This is a genomic window from Staphylococcus pseudoxylosus (genome assembly GCF_003697915.1).
GTDB lineage: Bacteria > Bacillota > Bacilli > Staphylococcales > Staphylococcaceae > Staphylococcus > Staphylococcus pseudoxylosus.
In genome coordinates this window covers 312,891-326,940 of the sequence record NZ_RCVN01000001.1, presented here as the reverse complement: position 1 = coordinate 326,940, position 14,050 = coordinate 312,891, and the positions used below count along the sequence as shown (strand labels likewise).

Sequence of the window (14,050 nt, the reverse complement as noted above, 5' to 3'; positions counted from 1 at the left end):
GATGACATATGCTATAAAGAATTTCAAAAATAAGAATGAATTGTAAACATATAGGCATTTTTATTTATATATTTGGGAATATTGATTAGTATAATAAATAACAAAATAAAAAGGGGATTTTAACTTGGAAAATATTACATTTTACAATGGGAATGAAATGCCGATTGTTGGATTGGGCACATTTCGCGTGGAGAATAATGATGAATGTGCAGCATCAGTAAAACATGCAATTGAAAACGGCTATACACATATTGACACAGCAATGATTTATGAAAATGAAGATAAAGTAGGTCAAGGTATTGCTGAAGGATTAGCTTCAACAGGATTAAAAAGAAGTGACCTATTCATTACTTCTAAATTATGGCTTGATGACTACGGTCGACAAAATGTCGCTGATGCATATGAAACAAGTTTAAACAAATTAGGTTTAGACTATTTAGATTTATATCTAATACACTGGCCTGGAACTGATGAAGCACTGATGATTGATACTTGGCAGGGTATGGAAGACCTTTATAAAAATGATAAAGTGAAAAATATTGGTGTAAGTAACTTTAATATTGAACATTTAGAAGCATTATTAGCACAAGTTTCAATTAAACCAGTAATAAATCAAGTAGAATTCCATCCATATCTATTACAATCTTCTTTAAATAGATATCTGGAAGTTCAAAATATTCATATGGAGTCATGGTCACCATTAATGAATGCACAAATTTTGGAAGATGAAACAGTAAACGCAGTAGCAAATGAAGTGGAGAAATCACCTGCTCAAGTAATCATAAGATGGAATATTGAACATGGTGTTGTAGTAATCCCAAAATCGGTTACCCCATCTAGAATAGAAGAGAATATTAATGTATTTGATTTCGCATTAACAGCTGAACAAATAGAAAAATTAGATAACCTTAATGAAGATCGTAGAATTGGACCAGATCCTGCGAAATACAGTGGTCATTAAATAATTATATAAACTAGTATGACTACTTAAGTATTAATAATTAAATTAATGAGTTAATGCTATATACTCGTTAACTGTGATTTAGTTGAATTTACGATATAGTATGACAAGACTAATGAAATTGTCATTACTAAGTATGGACAATGTATATGACATAAAAAAAGCCACAAAAACAATTTAATGTTTTTGTGGCTTTTTATAATGAACTTTTTTAGGTTTTTCGTTAAAGTATGTAACCTAACAAACAAGCTAAAAAGGAAACGCCGTATTGGAGTACAGAATAAATAATGAAATAAATGATTTTCTTTTTAGTCATTAATAGTTCGACGAGTTCAGAGGATAAAGTAGAAAAGGTAGTAAGACCGCCTAAAATACCAATGATTACAAAGGGTTCAATCCAATCTAACTTAAGTGACGAGCCTAATAAAAAACCAATGATTAAGCTACCAACTATGTTAACGAAAGGTGTTGCAACTGGTAATATACTACTGAATTTACGATTACAAAAATTAGTAATAAAACCACGGATGACTGCACCTATGCCACCACCTAACATGATTAATAAACAGTTAATCATGAGATACGTGCCCCCAATCTAACGCCAATATAGCATAAGCAAATTCCTAAAACATAACTACTGATTGCGTAAATAGTAACAGCTAAATAAGCTTGCTGCATGAATAAATGTATAAGTTCAAATTGAAATGTAGAAAAGGTAGTCATTGCACCCAATAAACCTGTAGTAATGCCTTTTTTTAAATGTGGATTATGCTTGTAATATTGTAAAGTTAGCGTCCCTAGAAACCCCATTAAAAAAGCGCCTAAAACATTAGTGATAAATGTACCAGTAGGAATTGTAGAATTAACACTCATAAATGAAAACAAATATCTGAGTAGTGCACCGACAGCGCCTCCTACAAAAATATATAAATATTGCATTGTTGGCATGCTTCCTTTCTTAAAAACAGTGCAAGTTTTAGCAACATGGTATTGCTATTAAAGCTTAATTCTTGTTTTTATAATTTCAAATATAACTAGAAATTTAGAATGTATTTATAATTGTCCGGATTGTATGGACATATGCATAACTTTATTAAATCAAAGATTTACTTTAACCACAATAACAGAGGCCAAGACATCAATTGTTGTCCTAGCCCCTTAATTAGAATATGATGCCAAATGTTGATAGAGAAGCAAGAATATGAATAACAATTACGATTAAAATAACGTATGGTAATATCTTACTTGCTTTTCGTATCCAATCTGACTCTTCATGTAGATGTTTGATTGATTTATCAGCAAAGATAATGGAAATTATTAAAATGATAGCATTTATAATACTACAAACAAATATTAATTTTATCATCGAATTAAAATGCATATTTAATAGAGGGTTTCTTGTATTAAAATAAAAACTAATAATAACCAATAAAGTAGATAAATAAAAGTAAAGTTTTGAACGTGCCATTTGTACCTCCTAATGCAATTCATTTAACAATAATACCATAAATTTACAAAAAACTAATGCAATTTATATTTATATAGTATATTAACATATTGAATATATGCTTATGTAGGATTAGTTCTCTTATATAAAAAAAGTTTAATATCACTGTAAAAATATTCTGATTTTAAGCAAAAAATTAGAATTAATTCTTTATAGGTGGTATAACTAAGTTGTATGGTTAATAACCGTTATCAAATAATTCTTTGTTGAATTATTTAATTAAGTCAGGAGGAATAAGTAATGGCAAAATTAAATGTTGAAGTATTTGCAGATGGTGCAGATATTGAAGAAATGAAAGCAGCTTATAAAAATAAACAGGTTGATGGTTTTACTACTAACCCAAGTTTAATGGCAAAAGCAGGTGTAACTGACTATAAAGCTTTCGCTGAAGAAGCTGTTCGCGAGATTCCTGATGCTTCTATCTCATTTGAAGTATTTGCAGATGATTTAGAAACTATGGCAAAAGAAGCTGAAATTTTAAAACAATATGGTAGTAACGTATTTGTTAAAATTCCAGTTGTAAACACAAAAGGTGAATCAACTATTTCTCTAATTAAAAAATTATCAGCAGAAAATGTTCGTTTAAACGTAACTGCTGTTTATACTTTAGATCAAGTTAAAGAAATTACAGATGCTGTAACTGAAGGTGTTCCAACTTATGTATCAGTATTTGCTGGCCGTATTGCAGATACAGGAGTAGACCCAATTCCTATGATGAAAGAAGCTGCTGAAATTACACATAGTAAAGACGGCGTGAAATTATTATGGGCTAGTTGTCGTGAAGTAATTAATGTTATACAAGCTGATGAAGTTGGCGCTGATATTATCACATGTCCAGCAGATGTTGTTAAAAAAGTAAACAACAATCTTGGCCGTGACATTAATGAACTCTCAGTTGATACAGTTAAAGGGTTTGCAAAAGATATCCAAAGCTCAGGCTTATCAATTCTTTAATACCAATCCCCTATGAACATAGTGTTTGTAGGGGTTTTTCTTTGTCTTAAAAAATAAAAAGGGCAGAAAAAGGGCAGAAAAAGGGCAAGTTACATAATTTTAAAAGACTCTAATTTATCAATCACATCTTTTTCCATCTTTTTAGTAACATGAGTATAGATTTTTATAGTTGTGTCAGGGTTATTATGACCAACACGATTCATAATAGATTTAAGTTCTAATCCCAATTCAGCTAAGAAAGAAATGTGCGTATGTCTTAAAGTGTGTGTTGTAACGTTTTTATTAAATTCTAATTCTTTAGTAGCTTCTTTTAGTTTTTTATTTATAATATTAGGGTGAAACGGATTACCTTTGTAATTTGAAAATACAAAATTCCGATTTGTATATGAGTTGTTCCACCTTGCTGCAACTTTATTTTCTAATATAGCCTTTTTGAATATTTCACAACTTCTATCAGTAAGTCCGATTGTTCTAAAGCTAGTATCTGTTTTAGTACTTTCTTTAACTCCGAAACCATCTTCACTAATTTCCCACAACATTGTTCCATTAATACTTAATGTTTTTTCGACTAGATCAATATCATCTTCTTTTATAGCAAGTAACTCTCCAATTCTCATTCCATTCATTGCTTGGATTTCAATTATAAAAGATAGAAATAAATTTAATCTTTTATGATGTGCTTTTTTTGATTGGTGAGCTTTCTCAGAAAAATAATTAATTAATTGTTTTAACTGTGCTTTTTCTAAATAATTGTTTTTCTCATTCATTAGTTGTTCATAATCCTTAGTTTCTTTTGGCGCTTTCAATTCGTTTAAATATTCTATATTAATATCGCTATAGCTTTTGTGGGCATGTTTCAATGAGTGTTTAAAAATACCTAGCACTTCTTTATTTACATTTCTTGAAAAACCTTCTTTAAAGAAATCATTAAAAATTTTATTAACAGTAGGTAACGAAAGGTTTTTGAGCAAAGTGTTTTCAGGCATGACTTTTTTAAGTAGATTGATTGAAGAAATTTTTGTTTTTATTGAACTTTTCTTAACTCCTGAATGTATCTTATAGTGTTCAAACCATTCGTCTATTGCTTGTTCAACAGTTATGTTGTTTGAACTTTTTAAACCAACTGTTTTTAGCTTACTTTGTATCTTATCATCTAATTGGAACATAGCTTCTTTCTGAGAAGCTTTAGTATCTTTGTTCATTACAACACTAACTCTGCGCCATTTATCCGTATATGGGTCTTTGTATTTTTCATAGAAGCGGTATTTAGTTTTGCCTTCTTTATTTTTAAATTGTTCTGTCCACATAAGTTATTCCCCCTAAAAAGATAAAAATATGTTTAATATAAAAATACTGTGGTATAAAAAACACGTTAATAGTTTTTTTCATTCGAAAAATTTTTCCAAGCACCCAAAGGGTGCTTTTTTATTTTGCTAAAAATAAAGCTACGGTAAAACTCACTAAAAGTATTGGCATAACAATTAGCAACTCTTTATTATTTTCTTCCAATATTTTCACATCCTTTAAAAAGATAAAAAACAAGAGATACTATTCCTATAGTATCTCTTAAATCTTAGAATTAAAAATTACCAATATTTGGAATTTCGTCTTCCTCAACATCAGTGTAATCCGCATCAGTACTTAGAATATCAATTATCTTGATACCTAAAACACTAACCAAAATAAACATTAAGACAATTTTTTTCATATAAGTCCTCCATAATATATTAGTATATTTTAATTTTAAAGTTTAATATTAATTTTGTAAAATAACTATATTAACAGTGTATATTAAAAATATATATAGGGTGCAGCAGGGGTCTCTTATGATTAAAACTTTAATAACATTTTTTATGTGTTTTTAGTTTTTTGATTTTTTCATTATTACTATAAGCAGTTAAAAATAAAGATATTAATACAAAATACTTATTTAACATGATTATGGCTCTTATTTATATTTCTTTTTTTAAAAAGAACATAGTTTTATCACTATCTTTGATTTCACCAAAAACTACAAAATCTAACTTCAAATAAAATTCTAATGCTTGAAATGACATAGTCTCTAAATGAATATACTTAATATAATATTGGCTTTTTAATTTTTCTAAATCTTTGATTAGTTTAAAACCTAGATTTTTACCACGCTGATCTTTATCGACCCATAATACCTACATGAAAGTAATCAAGATAATTATAGCCTACTAAACCAGCCACTATCTTGTCATTTTCCTCATAAACTATATTGACATGCTGAGTTCTTGGAAATATTTTACTGTTTTTGTATGCTATATCTGTGTGATCTTGAAGCTTATCTTCTAATAATTCTGATGTTCTGTAATCATTTGTTATTTTCTTTTTCATGTTTTTCCTTTTTCTAGGTTTTGAGTAACCTGCTTTTATTTTTAATAACTGATACGATGTCAAAGCTAATATTAGAATAATTTTTGACTTGCTACAACTCTACCGACTATTTTCACTTCGTCATTTATTCCATATACCTGTGGATAGTGATTAGGGTTGTTAGATTCAGGTATAAGTATTATTTGGTCGTTATTATATCTTATTCTTTTAACTGTTGCATTATACCCATTAATCATAACAACCCCTAATTGACCATTCTCTACAGTAGAATCTTTTTCAATCACTACAACATCGCCTTCTTGAAAAATTTTATCCATACTATCGCCAGATACTCTCAATGCAAATTCTTCTTTGTCAGAATCAATTTTATCAGTAGCGAAATATATGTAGTCTATTAAATTTTCTTCGCTATATATTGGAAGTCCAGCAGAAATTTTAGAAACAACTGGTATCTTTTTAACTGGTAAAGTATCTATTGGAGACTCTACTTTAGGTTTTTCAATTCCCATTAAATCTTCTGGTTTAATATCTAACCCCTTACAAATTTTGATGACGTTTTCTACTTTAGCGTTAAATACTCCTCTTTCTAAAATAGATCTAACTGTTGTATAAGCTAAACCGACTTCTTCTGAAAAAGCCTTCACACTACCTGATTTTATTTCCATTAGACGTTTTAAATCTTTTTCTTTAGTCATATTCGTTTACCTCATTTCTAATTTGTACCTATATAATACCATGCGAAAAATCGTATATCAAGTTGAAATTAAACAAAAAATATGAAAATTAGTATTGACCTAGTACGAAAATTCGTATATATTGTAATTAAGCAATCGACAAGGTTGCTAAAAATTTTAAACTATAATACGAAAATTCGTATTAAGTAGGAGGTACTATTTTGTCGAACTTAGAAGACGTCAGAAAACAAAAAAATGTATCTCTGGTAGATATCGCTGATTTATTAGAAGTAAGATATCAAACGGTTTCAGATAAGATTAACGGAATTTCAGATTTTAAGTTTGGAGAGGCGTTACTTATTAAGAACGAGTTTTTTCCAGAGTACGAAATAGAATATCTGTTTTCAAGAGAAAAACAATCAACTTAAAAGGAGAAAAACAAATGCAAGAATTACAAATTGTAAAACAAAACAACGAATTATATGTAGACAGTAGAGAAGTAGCAAAAATGGTAGGGAAGCAACATAAAAATTTAATTAGAGATATAGAGAATTACGAAAATGTAATTTTACAAAGCTCAAAATTGAGCCTTGATGATTATTTTATCCAATCAACTTATTTAGGCGGAAACAATCAAAATTACAAACACTACCTATTAACTAAAAAAGATTGTGACATGGTAGCTAACAAAATGACTGGAGAAAAAGGGATATTGTTCACTGCAACATATGTTAATGCGTTTCATGAAATGCAAAATCACATTAAAGAACAATCACAACTCAATGCACCTACCAGCCAATTAGAAGCTATTAAGATGTTCGTGCAAATACAAGAAGAACAACAAGAGTTTAACAAACGTATTGAAACAGAAGTTACAGGTATTCGCAATATTGTTGGTATTGAAACAAAGAATTGGAGAAACGACACAAACAAAATTTTAGGTGCAATTGCTCAACACTTAGGTGGAGGAGATAAACATAAAACAGTTCGTACTGAAGCGTACAAGTTATTAGAAGAAAAGGGGCGCTGTAAGTTAGATCAGAGATTAAATAACCGTAGAGCAAAAATGTTAGCAAAAGGTGCAACTAAGTCTCAGATAAATAAAGTTTCTAAATTAGATGTAATTAACGATGAACCAAGACTAATTGAGATTTACATTTCAGTTATTAAAAGCATGGCAATCAAGTATGGCGTAGATATTAGCCAATTCGAAATATAGGGGGGATTAAATAATGACAAAAGAACAAAAAGAATTGCTTACGTATATACATTACATCTTAGAAATGAATATCAACGATAAATCTGAAACGTTTGAACATTCTATTGAAGAAGGTGGAGTGGTTAAAACATTCGGAGTTAACAGAGAAAGACACTTAGAAGAAATAATGTATTGGGCAGCACAAGAAATTGAAAAACATTTTGATATAACAATCAAATAATAGGAGGAAACGGAATGAATATTCAAGAAGCAACTAATTTAGCTATGGAAAAAGGCAAAGCTATTTATAGAAGAGACTTAAAAAACGAAGGGTTTAGGGGAGAAATACTTCCAACTAACGACCCGTATCATGGAATGCTTTACTCAATAGCAGATAAAAAGTCCTACAAACAAAGGTGGCAACCAATGGCAGAGGACTTAATATCTAATGAATGGTTTGTACTTGGAGAGTAGTTAAATACCTACCAGCTTTTTTAAATCAAATAAAGTATTAACGAATTTCTTGGTGTTATTTTTATATAAATTTTCCATTTCTGTTATCGCTTTGGGTTTGAGGATTAATTCAGCAAATCCTCCATCACCAAGACCTAGTGAAACATATTCATTAGAAGAAAGTTCTTTAGTGTAAGTCACAAAATTATCAAAACTAAACCCTAGAAAGTAATTGAAATGAATTTCCTCATCATCATAAAAATAACGAGCCATTTTTTCAGAATATCCATCATCTAAACGATCTTTATATATTTCGTAAAAATGATGTAAAACAAAATTTGCTTCGTTAGTAAGCATATTATTTTCACCACCTTTGTACACGGATATCTCAATTGTACCAAACATTATTGCAAGACCGAATAGTAAATTTTAAAAGGAGAGATAGACAATGCCAAAAGTAATAACACCACCGACACCAGAAAATACTTTAACAGGTAACGAGGTATTCGTTAAACCGTTATACGCAAGAGCTACTAACATTCATAAACTTTTTGATTTTAGTCAATCAACAACTTATAACATTTTGAGAGATTATGACGAAGACAATCAAGGGATTGAAGGTTTATACATTAGTTACTCTGGAACAATGTGCTTGATTGATATTGAAAAGTTCATAACATATTTAAAAACTAGACACAAAAAACACTTATAAGGAGGGGTAACATGAACGGAACTTTATCAGTTTTAAAATCAGTATTCATAATGTTGCTTTCAATGGGATTAACGAGTGACTTCATTCATTTAATAGTTATCTACTTTGCAACATTCTTCATAGCGTACTGTTGGTTTTGGCCAGAATTTTTCAAGGCAATAAAAAAGACTGAAAGCAACGGCAATTGCTAACAGTCAAAATATACTTGTGAATCCAGACAACACAAGTATACCACCAAAAATAGGAGGTAGACAAGATGTATTACGAAATAGGTACAACTAAAAGTAAGAAAATCCAATTATTAGGGTTTGATTTCAGAATTACTTTGTACAAAGACGAAGACAATATAGAGGTCACATTAGTAAGTGAGGACAACGAATATATAGATAGCGTCCCAATTTACGATGAATATGCTGGAATAGTTACAGCACAAGAAATTCTAGAACAATCTGCTTTCACATGGATTGAAGAAAACACAGACGAATCAGATAGAATAATGAATCGAGTGATGCAGTGGTGAAGAAACAAAAATTTAAACGATTAGCCATTGATTTAATACAACAAATAGAAGGTGAAGGCATGATTATCGAATATATAGATAACACGATTTGGTTTCATCATTCACATGACAACTATAAAGAAGGAATGTCAAGTATCTATATGTTTAATAACACACATAAAGATACTGAAATACTAGCACGCTATGAACAAGCAAAGAAAGTTATTGCAGGCGAAAGGTTGGTTTGCGATGAATAAAAGTAAGACTAAATATACAAAAGAATATTGCTATATAGTCCACAAAGACGTTAACCATTACGTAGACAATAGACCAACTGACCGTGCACCTAAAGTTGAATACACCGATGATATGGAAACAGCAAGGAGATTCTTTGAAGAAGACTTTGAAATATTACAAATTGACTGGTCTAAACACGACAAAATTATATGCGAATCAACTCATATAAGAATACACAGAAGTGAGAGGGTTGAAGTAAATGAGTGAAACGAAAAATATACATCAACGTATTAATGAAGCTAAACATTCAATGGAGGGCTTTATTAAAGATAAAACAGGTTATCAATATAGCTATGTTTCAGGCTCCCAAGTACTACACAAATTAAATCCAGAATTATATAAGCATGGTATTAACATTACCTTTAAAACATCAGATGCGAAATATGAAACTGTAAATGTGGTCGTAAAAGGAAAAGAAAAAACAGAATATGTCGTATCACTTAATGTACATTACACAATTACCAATACAGATAATTCAGAAGAAAAAATAGAATCAGCGATATTTGCTATTGGTCAACAAGATGACCCAAGTAAAGCTTTAGGTACTGCTTTAACTTATTCAGAAAGATATTTTTTAATGAAGTTCTTCGGATTACCAACTGATGAAGATGATGCAGACGCTAAAGAAAAGCAAGATAAGTATGCAAAAGTAGACCCTGAAAATGTAGAGGAACTTGAGAAAGAAATAGAAAATTTTAGAGAATTAATGAAATCTGTAGGTGCAAATGTCAGTGCTAATCAAGTTAAAGAAGAATTAGGTATAACAAATATTAATAATTTAACTAATAAACAAATTTCTGAGCACATTTTTACATTAAATGAATGGAGCAAGAATACTAAAACAAAGGAGAATGACTAATGATAAATAGAGTTGTATTAGTAGGACGTTTAACGAAAGACCCAGAATTTAGAACAACACCATCTGGTGTAAATATTGCAAACTTCACCCTAGCTGTTAATAGAACATTCACGAATGCACAAGGTGAACGTGAAGCAGACTTTATCAATGTAGTTGTTTTCCGTAAACAAGCAGAAAATGTAAACAATTATTTATTTAAAGGTCATTTAGCTGGTGTTGATGGTCGTATGCAATCACGTAGCTATGAAAATAAAGAAGGACAACGTGTATTTGTTACTGAAGTTATCGCAGACAGTGTTCAATTCTTGGAACCAAAAAACAACGGACAGGCAAACAACGTTTCTAAAGGACAACAGGCAGGCATGAATAACCAACGTTCAAGCAATGATAACCCATTCGCTAATAACAATGGACCTATTGATATAGATGACTCGACACTCCCGTTTTGATGAGGTGATTGTATGAAAGAAATTTGGAAAGATGTTGTAGGTTACGAAAATATTTATGAGGTTAGTAATTTCGGTCGAGTAAGAACACATAAAAACAAGACGACATTCACTGAAAAACACGGAATAAGACATTGGAAACAGCGATATTTGAAAGATAAAACTCCTAACGTTAGAGATGTAAGAGTTAATTTGTGGAAAAATGGAAAATCTAAAGATTTTTTAGTGCACAGATTAGTCGGTTTTGCGTTTATGTCATCAGTTGAAGGAAAAGAATGCATCAATCATATCGACGGTAATCCTAAAAATAATCATGTAGATAATCTCGAATGGTGTAATCACTTAGAAAATAACAGACACGCATTTGAAAACAACTTAATCGACACTGAAAAAGCTGTAAAGTTAATTCAAATGAACACAGGTATACAACTAGAGTTTATAAGTATGGCTAAAGCTGATAAATGGTTAGAAAGGTCTACAGGTTATACAAGTGGTCGTATACAAACAGGACATAATACTTTGAACGCAAAAGATAATTCTAAATACAAGGTAGAGAAGTTGATTTAAATGGCAATAATTAAAAGTTACATCCAACAAGATGACGGCACAATAACTGCTGTCATCGAGGGTGTAGAACTAACTAATAAAGACTTTCTACTACTTGATAACGGATTAGAAGTTGAATGTGATGTAGATGTAATTGATCCATACAAGATAACAGGTAAACAACGTCGTAAAGTATTTGCAATGATAAGAGATATATTCGACCATTACGGGCAACCGATGGACTACTTAAGGTATATGTTCCAAAAACAATTAGAGTTCTTACATGGCTATGAACCGATGTCATTAAGTAATTGTAGTCGAAGACAAGCAAGTGAATTAATCGAACTCATATTAGATTTTATATTCCAATATGACATACCGATGAGGAAGCAAACGAGCGACCTCATGAGCAATGATAAATACTTTCTATACAAATCTACCATTAACCGAACTTGTGTTATATGTGGCGCTGTAAATGCTGATTTAGCACATTATCAAACCGTAGGTAGTGGACGAAATAGAAACAAAATAAATCATACAGATAATAAAGTATTAGCCTTATGCAGAAACCACCACAACGAACAGCACAACATAGGCATGGACACATTTAATCGTAAATATCACTTACAAGATAGTTGGGTGGATGTAGACGAAAAACTGAATAAGATGTTGAGAGGTGAGAAGTAAATGAGCGATAGCATAAAAAGTTCTGTCAGTGGCTACGGATTAGTATTTAAACGAGTGATGAAAGACACCAACGTAAGTATTGAAGCAAAAGCGTTATACAGCTACTTATCTGCTTATGCAGGCGCTGATGAAAGTTCGTTTCCTAGTGTTTCTTTAATTAAACATGAATTAAATATAGGAAAGCAAAGATACCAAAGAGCTAGAAAAGAGTTAGAGCAAATAGGCTATTTAAAAGTAACTAGAAAACAAAATGGAAATATTTATGGAAGTAATTTATATACGGTTATGCACGAACCTCGACGGGTTGATTCCCGACCGGTCGACACTCAACCGGTTGAATTTCAATCGGTCGACAACCAGCCCACTACAATTAACAGTTCTACAATTAACAGTATTACAAATAAGAGTCAGACAATTAATACTAGCGCAACTGACGTTACGCGTGAACGTTTTGAGGAATGGTGGAAACTGTATGATAAAAAGCTAGATAAGAAAAAAGCATTTAGCTTATTTAAATCAGCACTTAAAGAACATAGTTATGAAACTATCATGAATGGTACTAGAGAATATCTTAAAACGATTACGAATAAACAGTATCAAAAGTATCCTAAAACATTTTTAAGTCAAGAAAGTTATTTGAATGACTTTACAGAAGAAACACAACCTACAGGACAAGACCAACTAGAACGTATGAAACACGACCCTAGTTATTGGGATTAGGAGTGATTAAATGAAACGCATGTTAAGCCCTAGAATAACAGAAACACTTAAGCAGTATGAAGCTGCTGAAATAGAAAGATCACTGTATTGTGAGAAATGCGGTAATAAGTACGATTTACACAAGTTTGATAGTGGTTACGAATATCGTGATGGTTGTGAGTGTAGCATGATTGCAGCAGGTAAAGAAGCAGAGAATAAACGTAAGCAGAAAGCAATCAATAATATATTCAACCAATCTAATGTTAACTACTCATTACAAGAAGTCACAGTGAATAATTATCAACCACAAAACAAATCACAAACAGAAGCTAAACAAACAGCTATAGAGTACGTTAAAACATTTTCTATAGATAAGCCTAAGTCGTTAATCATGCAAGGCTCATATGGCACAGGTAAATCACACTTAGCATATGCAATTGCTAAAGCAATTAAAACACAAGGTTACTCCGTAGCGTTTATGCATATACCGATGTTAATGGATCGTATCAAAGCTACTTACAATAAAAATGCAGTTGAAACTACAGACGAGTTAGTTAAATTACTTAGCAACGTAGACTTACTTGTACTAGATGATGTAGGTGTAGAAAACACAGAACATACATTAAACAAACTATTTAGCATAGTTGATAACAGAGTAGGTAAGAACAATATTTTTACTACTAATTTTAGTGATAAAGAACTAAATCAAAATATGAATTGGCAACGAATCAATTCACGTATGAAACATAATTCACGCCAAGTGAGAGTGCTTGGTGATGATTACAGGGAGAGAGACGCATGGTAAAAACAATTCAATATGTAAAAGACTTTTTAGACGCTCCAAACTTAAGTGATATGTATGCACAGAAGTTCATAGATGGGGCACATGGAGACGAAACAATATTAGATGAACTTTTATTCACAGAGAAAGCAAAACGCGCTACAACAGACGCTATTCGTGAGGTGTGCTAAATGGGAATTAGAGAGCGTTATGGGTTGTTCGATTCAAAAGGTAATAAGCAATTTTCAGTAATACCTAATTGTAAAGACGGGCGTCATAGAGTATCTGGAATTGTTAAAACATTTTATGAAGGTCAACGTTGGTTCTTGGATGATGAAGAACTAGAAACGTTTATTAAAAACTATAAAGTAGAACGAGCGCATCAAAATAATATTTTTGATTATCTGTAGGAGTGA

28 protein-coding genes are annotated in these 14,050 nt (G+C 31.0%); 19 read left to right on the top strand and 9 right to left on the bottom strand.

Going from position 1 to position 14,050, the window contains the following annotated elements; genetic code table 11:
- Positions 1-124: 124 nt before the first annotated feature.
- A complete protein-coding gene (locus D9V42_RS01650; protein ID WP_122062715.1) occupies positions 125-961 on the top strand; it encodes an aldo/keto reductase in 837 nt (278 codons plus the stop codon).
- A gap of 223 nt (positions 962-1,184) precedes the next feature.
- On the opposite strand, the gene D9V42_RS01645 is transcribed toward D9V42_RS01650, so the two are convergent.
- The 3 genes from D9V42_RS01645 to D9V42_RS01635 all read right to left on the bottom strand — a co-directional run bounded on the left by D9V42_RS01645 (position 1,185) and on the right by D9V42_RS01635 (position 2,429).
- A complete protein-coding gene (locus D9V42_RS01645) occupies positions 1,185-1,538 on the bottom strand; it encodes a fluoride efflux transporter FluC (protein WP_122062713.1) in 354 nt (117 codons plus the stop codon).
- Positions 1,535-1,900, bottom strand: coding sequence for a fluoride efflux transporter CrcB (gene crcB / locus D9V42_RS01640; RefSeq protein ID WP_122062711.1), 366 nt, complete (start codon positions 1,898-1,900; stop codon positions 1,535-1,537). Before crcB ends, D9V42_RS01645 begins: the two co-directional genes overlap by 4 nt.
- Before the next feature lie 223 nt (positions 1,901-2,123).
- Positions 2,124-2,429: a hypothetical protein gene (locus tag D9V42_RS01635; RefSeq protein ID WP_107558874.1), complete on the bottom strand. Its 306-nt coding sequence runs from the start codon at positions 2,427-2,429 to the stop codon at positions 2,124-2,126.
- 279 nt (positions 2,430-2,708) lie between these two features.
- Between D9V42_RS01635 and D9V42_RS01630 the strand changes: the two genes are divergently transcribed.
- Positions 2,709-3,422, top strand: coding sequence for a transaldolase (locus D9V42_RS01630; protein ID WP_017722201.1), 714 nt, complete (start codon positions 2,709-2,711; stop codon positions 3,420-3,422).
- Between the two features lie 89 nt (positions 3,423-3,511).
- On the opposite strand, the gene D9V42_RS01625 is transcribed toward D9V42_RS01630, so the two are convergent.
- From D9V42_RS01625 to D9V42_RS01610, 5 genes are all read right to left on the bottom strand, one after another.
- Positions 3,512-4,729, bottom strand: coding sequence for a tyrosine-type recombinase/integrase (locus D9V42_RS01625; RefSeq protein WP_122062709.1), 1,218 nt, complete (start codon positions 4,727-4,729; stop codon positions 3,512-3,514).
- A gap of 272 nt (positions 4,730-5,001) precedes the next feature.
- A complete protein-coding gene (locus D9V42_RS15535) occupies positions 5,002-5,130 on the bottom strand; it encodes a hypothetical protein (protein WP_267921016.1) in 129 nt (42 codons plus the stop codon).
- Between the two features lie 244 nt (positions 5,131-5,374).
- Positions 5,375-5,539, bottom strand: a complete 165-nt coding sequence (locus tag D9V42_RS15680; protein ID WP_411847818.1) for a hypothetical protein — start codon at positions 5,537-5,539, stop codon at positions 5,375-5,377.
- Positions 5,540-5,573: 34 nt separating this feature from the next.
- Complete coding sequence (locus D9V42_RS01615) at positions 5,574-5,846, bottom strand: hypothetical protein (RefSeq protein WP_158593172.1); 273 nt, start codon at positions 5,844-5,846, stop codon at positions 5,574-5,576.
- A gap of 8 nt (positions 5,847-5,854) precedes the next feature.
- Positions 5,855-6,478 carry a helix-turn-helix domain-containing protein gene (locus D9V42_RS01610; RefSeq protein WP_122062703.1) on the bottom strand — a complete coding sequence of 208 codons (624 nt, stop codon included), beginning with the start codon at positions 6,476-6,478 and terminating at the stop codon, positions 5,855-5,857.
- A gap of 197 nt (positions 6,479-6,675) precedes the next feature.
- Here D9V42_RS01610 and D9V42_RS01605 point away from each other — a divergent pair, with 197 nt between their 5' ends.
- The 4 genes from D9V42_RS01605 to D9V42_RS01590 are packed head-to-tail and all read left to right on the top strand — an operon-like array spanning position 6,676 to position 8,129.
- On the top strand, positions 6,676-6,885 hold the full coding sequence (locus D9V42_RS01605) for an XRE family transcriptional regulator (protein WP_122062701.1): 210 nt from the start codon (positions 6,676-6,678) through the stop codon (positions 6,883-6,885).
- Positions 6,886-6,899: 14 nt separating this feature from the next.
- A complete protein-coding gene (locus tag D9V42_RS01600) occupies positions 6,900-7,676 on the top strand; it encodes a Rha family transcriptional regulator (RefSeq protein ID WP_122062699.1) in 777 nt (258 codons plus the stop codon).
- Positions 7,677-7,689: 13 nt separating this feature from the next.
- Positions 7,690-7,896 (top strand): type II toxin-antitoxin system antitoxin TscA, encoded by a 207-nt coding sequence (tscA, locus tag D9V42_RS01595; RefSeq protein ID WP_122062697.1) that lies wholly within the window; start codon positions 7,690-7,692, stop codon positions 7,894-7,896.
- Between the two features lie 14 nt (positions 7,897-7,910).
- Positions 7,911-8,129, top strand: a complete 219-nt coding sequence (locus D9V42_RS01590) for a Thoeris anti-defense Tad2 family protein (protein WP_122062695.1) — start codon at positions 7,911-7,913, stop codon at positions 8,127-8,129.
- On the opposite strand, the gene D9V42_RS01585 is transcribed toward D9V42_RS01590, so the two are convergent.
- On the bottom strand, positions 8,130-8,465 hold the full coding sequence (locus tag D9V42_RS01585) for a hypothetical protein (protein ID WP_122062693.1): 336 nt from the start codon (positions 8,463-8,465) through the stop codon (positions 8,130-8,132). It lies immediately after the preceding gene.
- Positions 8,466-8,556: 91 nt separating this feature from the next.
- Here D9V42_RS01585 and D9V42_RS01580 point away from each other — a divergent pair, with 91 nt between their 5' ends.
- The 13 genes from D9V42_RS01580 (at position 8,557) to D9V42_RS01525 (ending at position 14,044) form a co-directional block, all read left to right on the top strand.
- Entirely contained in the window at positions 8,557-8,820 is a 264-nt protein-coding gene (locus D9V42_RS01580) for a helix-turn-helix domain-containing protein (protein ID WP_122062691.1), read from the top strand.
- A gap of 11 nt (positions 8,821-8,831) precedes the next feature.
- Positions 8,832-9,011 carry a hypothetical protein gene (locus D9V42_RS01575; RefSeq protein ID WP_122062689.1) on the top strand — a complete coding sequence of 60 codons (180 nt, stop codon included), beginning with the start codon at positions 8,832-8,834 and terminating at the stop codon, positions 9,009-9,011.
- A 65-nt stretch (positions 9,012-9,076) separates the two neighbouring features.
- Positions 9,077-9,340 carry a DUF1108 family protein gene (locus tag D9V42_RS01570; RefSeq protein ID WP_122062687.1) on the top strand — a complete coding sequence of 88 codons (264 nt, stop codon included), beginning with the start codon at positions 9,077-9,079 and terminating at the stop codon, positions 9,338-9,340.
- Positions 9,337-9,576 carry a hypothetical protein gene (locus tag D9V42_RS01565; protein WP_122062685.1) on the top strand — a complete coding sequence of 80 codons (240 nt, stop codon included), beginning with the start codon at positions 9,337-9,339 and terminating at the stop codon, positions 9,574-9,576. Before D9V42_RS01570 ends, D9V42_RS01565 begins: the two co-directional genes overlap by 4 nt.
- Positions 9,569-9,823 carry a DUF2483 family protein gene (locus D9V42_RS01560; RefSeq protein WP_158593171.1) on the top strand — a complete coding sequence of 85 codons (255 nt, stop codon included), beginning with the start codon at positions 9,569-9,571 and terminating at the stop codon, positions 9,821-9,823. Before D9V42_RS01565 ends, D9V42_RS01560 begins: the two co-directional genes overlap by 8 nt.
- Positions 9,816-10,475: an ERF family protein gene (locus tag D9V42_RS01555; RefSeq protein WP_122062681.1), complete on the top strand. Its 660-nt coding sequence runs from the start codon at positions 9,816-9,818 to the stop codon at positions 10,473-10,475. Before D9V42_RS01560 ends, D9V42_RS01555 begins: the two co-directional genes overlap by 8 nt.
- Positions 10,475-10,924, top strand: coding sequence for a single-stranded DNA-binding protein (gene ssb, locus D9V42_RS01550; RefSeq protein ID WP_122062679.1), 450 nt, complete (start codon positions 10,475-10,477; stop codon positions 10,922-10,924). Before D9V42_RS01555 ends, ssb begins: the two co-directional genes overlap by 1 nt.
- A 12-nt stretch (positions 10,925-10,936) precedes the next feature.
- Complete coding sequence (locus D9V42_RS01545) at positions 10,937-11,488, top strand: NUMOD4 domain-containing protein (RefSeq protein WP_122062676.1); 552 nt, start codon at positions 10,937-10,939, stop codon at positions 11,486-11,488.
- Entirely contained in the window at positions 11,489-12,154 is a 666-nt protein-coding gene (locus D9V42_RS01540; protein WP_122062674.1) for a putative HNHc nuclease, read from the top strand. It begins immediately after the preceding gene.
- Positions 12,155-12,874 carry a helix-turn-helix domain-containing protein gene (locus D9V42_RS01535; protein WP_122062672.1) on the top strand — a complete coding sequence of 240 codons (720 nt, stop codon included), beginning with the start codon at positions 12,155-12,157 and terminating at the stop codon, positions 12,872-12,874.
- A 10-nt stretch (positions 12,875-12,884) separates the two neighbouring features.
- The gene (locus D9V42_RS01530) at positions 12,885-13,658 is read left to right on the top strand and encodes an ATP-binding protein (RefSeq protein WP_122062670.1); all 774 of its coding nucleotides are present in this window, start codon (positions 12,885-12,887) and stop codon (positions 13,656-13,658) included.
- Positions 13,652-13,825, top strand: a complete 174-nt coding sequence (locus tag D9V42_RS15230) for a hypothetical protein (RefSeq protein ID WP_167456075.1) — start codon at positions 13,652-13,654, stop codon at positions 13,823-13,825. The genes D9V42_RS01530 and D9V42_RS15230 overlap by 7 nt, the downstream gene beginning before the upstream one ends.
- Positions 13,826-14,044, top strand: a complete 219-nt coding sequence (locus tag D9V42_RS01525) for a hypothetical protein (RefSeq protein WP_122062668.1) — start codon at positions 13,826-13,828, stop codon at positions 14,042-14,044. It begins immediately after the preceding gene.
- Positions 14,045-14,050: the final 6 nt, after the last annotated feature.

Excerpts from the sequence above, each read along its gene's own strand:
- ssb (WP_122062679.1), top strand. The coding sequence starts at position 10,475 with ATGATAAATAGAGTTGTATTAGTAGGACGTTTAACGAAAGACCCAGAA.
- D9V42_RS01645 (WP_122062713.1), bottom strand. The coding sequence starts at position 1,538 with ATGATTAACTGTTTATTAATCATGTTAGGTGGTGGCATAGGTGCAGTC.
- D9V42_RS01580 (WP_122062691.1), top strand. The coding sequence starts at position 8,557 with ATGCCAAAAGTAATAACACCACCGACACCAGAAAATACTTTAACAGGT.
- D9V42_RS15230 (WP_167456075.1), top strand. The coding sequence starts at position 13,652 with ATGGTAAAAACAATTCAATATGTAAAAGACTTTTTAGACGCTCCAAAC.
- D9V42_RS01545 (WP_122062676.1), top strand. The coding sequence starts at position 10,937 with ATGAAAGAAATTTGGAAAGATGTTGTAGGTTACGAAAATATTTATGAG.
- D9V42_RS01530 (WP_122062670.1), top strand. The coding sequence starts at position 12,885 with ATGAAACGCATGTTAAGCCCTAGAATAACAGAAACACTTAAGCAGTAT.
- tscA (WP_122062697.1), top strand. The coding sequence starts at position 7,690 with ATGACAAAAGAACAAAAAGAATTGCTTACGTATATACATTACATCTTA.
- D9V42_RS01600 (WP_122062699.1), top strand. The coding sequence starts at position 6,900 with ATGCAAGAATTACAAATTGTAAAACAAAACAACGAATTATATGTAGAC.
- D9V42_RS01630 (WP_017722201.1), top strand. The coding sequence starts at position 2,709 with ATGGCAAAATTAAATGTTGAAGTATTTGCAGATGGTGCAGATATTGAA.
- D9V42_RS01575 (WP_122062689.1), top strand. The coding sequence starts at position 8,832 with ATGAACGGAACTTTATCAGTTTTAAAATCAGTATTCATAATGTTGCTT.
- D9V42_RS15535 (WP_267921016.1), bottom strand. The coding sequence starts at position 5,130 with ATGAAAAAAATTGTCTTAATGTTTATTTTGGTTAGTGTTTTAGGTATC.
- D9V42_RS01570 (WP_122062687.1), top strand. The coding sequence starts at position 9,077 with ATGTATTACGAAATAGGTACAACTAAAAGTAAGAAAATCCAATTATTA.
- D9V42_RS01625 (WP_122062709.1), bottom strand. The coding sequence starts at position 4,729 with ATGTGGACAGAACAATTTAAAAATAAAGAAGGCAAAACTAAATACCGC.
- D9V42_RS01540 (WP_122062674.1), top strand. The coding sequence starts at position 11,489 with ATGGCAATAATTAAAAGTTACATCCAACAAGATGACGGCACAATAACT.
- D9V42_RS01585 (WP_122062693.1), bottom strand. The coding sequence starts at position 8,465 with ATGCTTACTAACGAAGCAAATTTTGTTTTACATCATTTTTACGAAATA.
- D9V42_RS01610 (WP_122062703.1), bottom strand. The coding sequence starts at position 6,478 with ATGACTAAAGAAAAAGATTTAAAACGTCTAATGGAAATAAAATCAGGT.
- D9V42_RS01535 (WP_122062672.1), top strand. The coding sequence starts at position 12,155 with ATGAGCGATAGCATAAAAAGTTCTGTCAGTGGCTACGGATTAGTATTT.
- D9V42_RS01555 (WP_122062681.1), top strand. The coding sequence starts at position 9,816 with ATGAGTGAAACGAAAAATATACATCAACGTATTAATGAAGCTAAACAT.
- D9V42_RS01560 (WP_158593171.1), top strand. The coding sequence starts at position 9,569 with ATGAATAAAAGTAAGACTAAATATACAAAAGAATATTGCTATATAGTC.
- D9V42_RS01590 (WP_122062695.1), top strand. The coding sequence starts at position 7,911 with ATGAATATTCAAGAAGCAACTAATTTAGCTATGGAAAAAGGCAAAGCT.
- D9V42_RS01525 (WP_122062668.1), top strand. The coding sequence starts at position 13,826 with ATGGGAATTAGAGAGCGTTATGGGTTGTTCGATTCAAAAGGTAATAAG.
- D9V42_RS01635 (WP_107558874.1), bottom strand. The coding sequence starts at position 2,429 with ATGGCACGTTCAAAACTTTACTTTTATTTATCTACTTTATTGGTTATT.
- crcB (WP_122062711.1), bottom strand. The coding sequence starts at position 1,900 with ATGCAATATTTATATATTTTTGTAGGAGGCGCTGTCGGTGCACTACTC.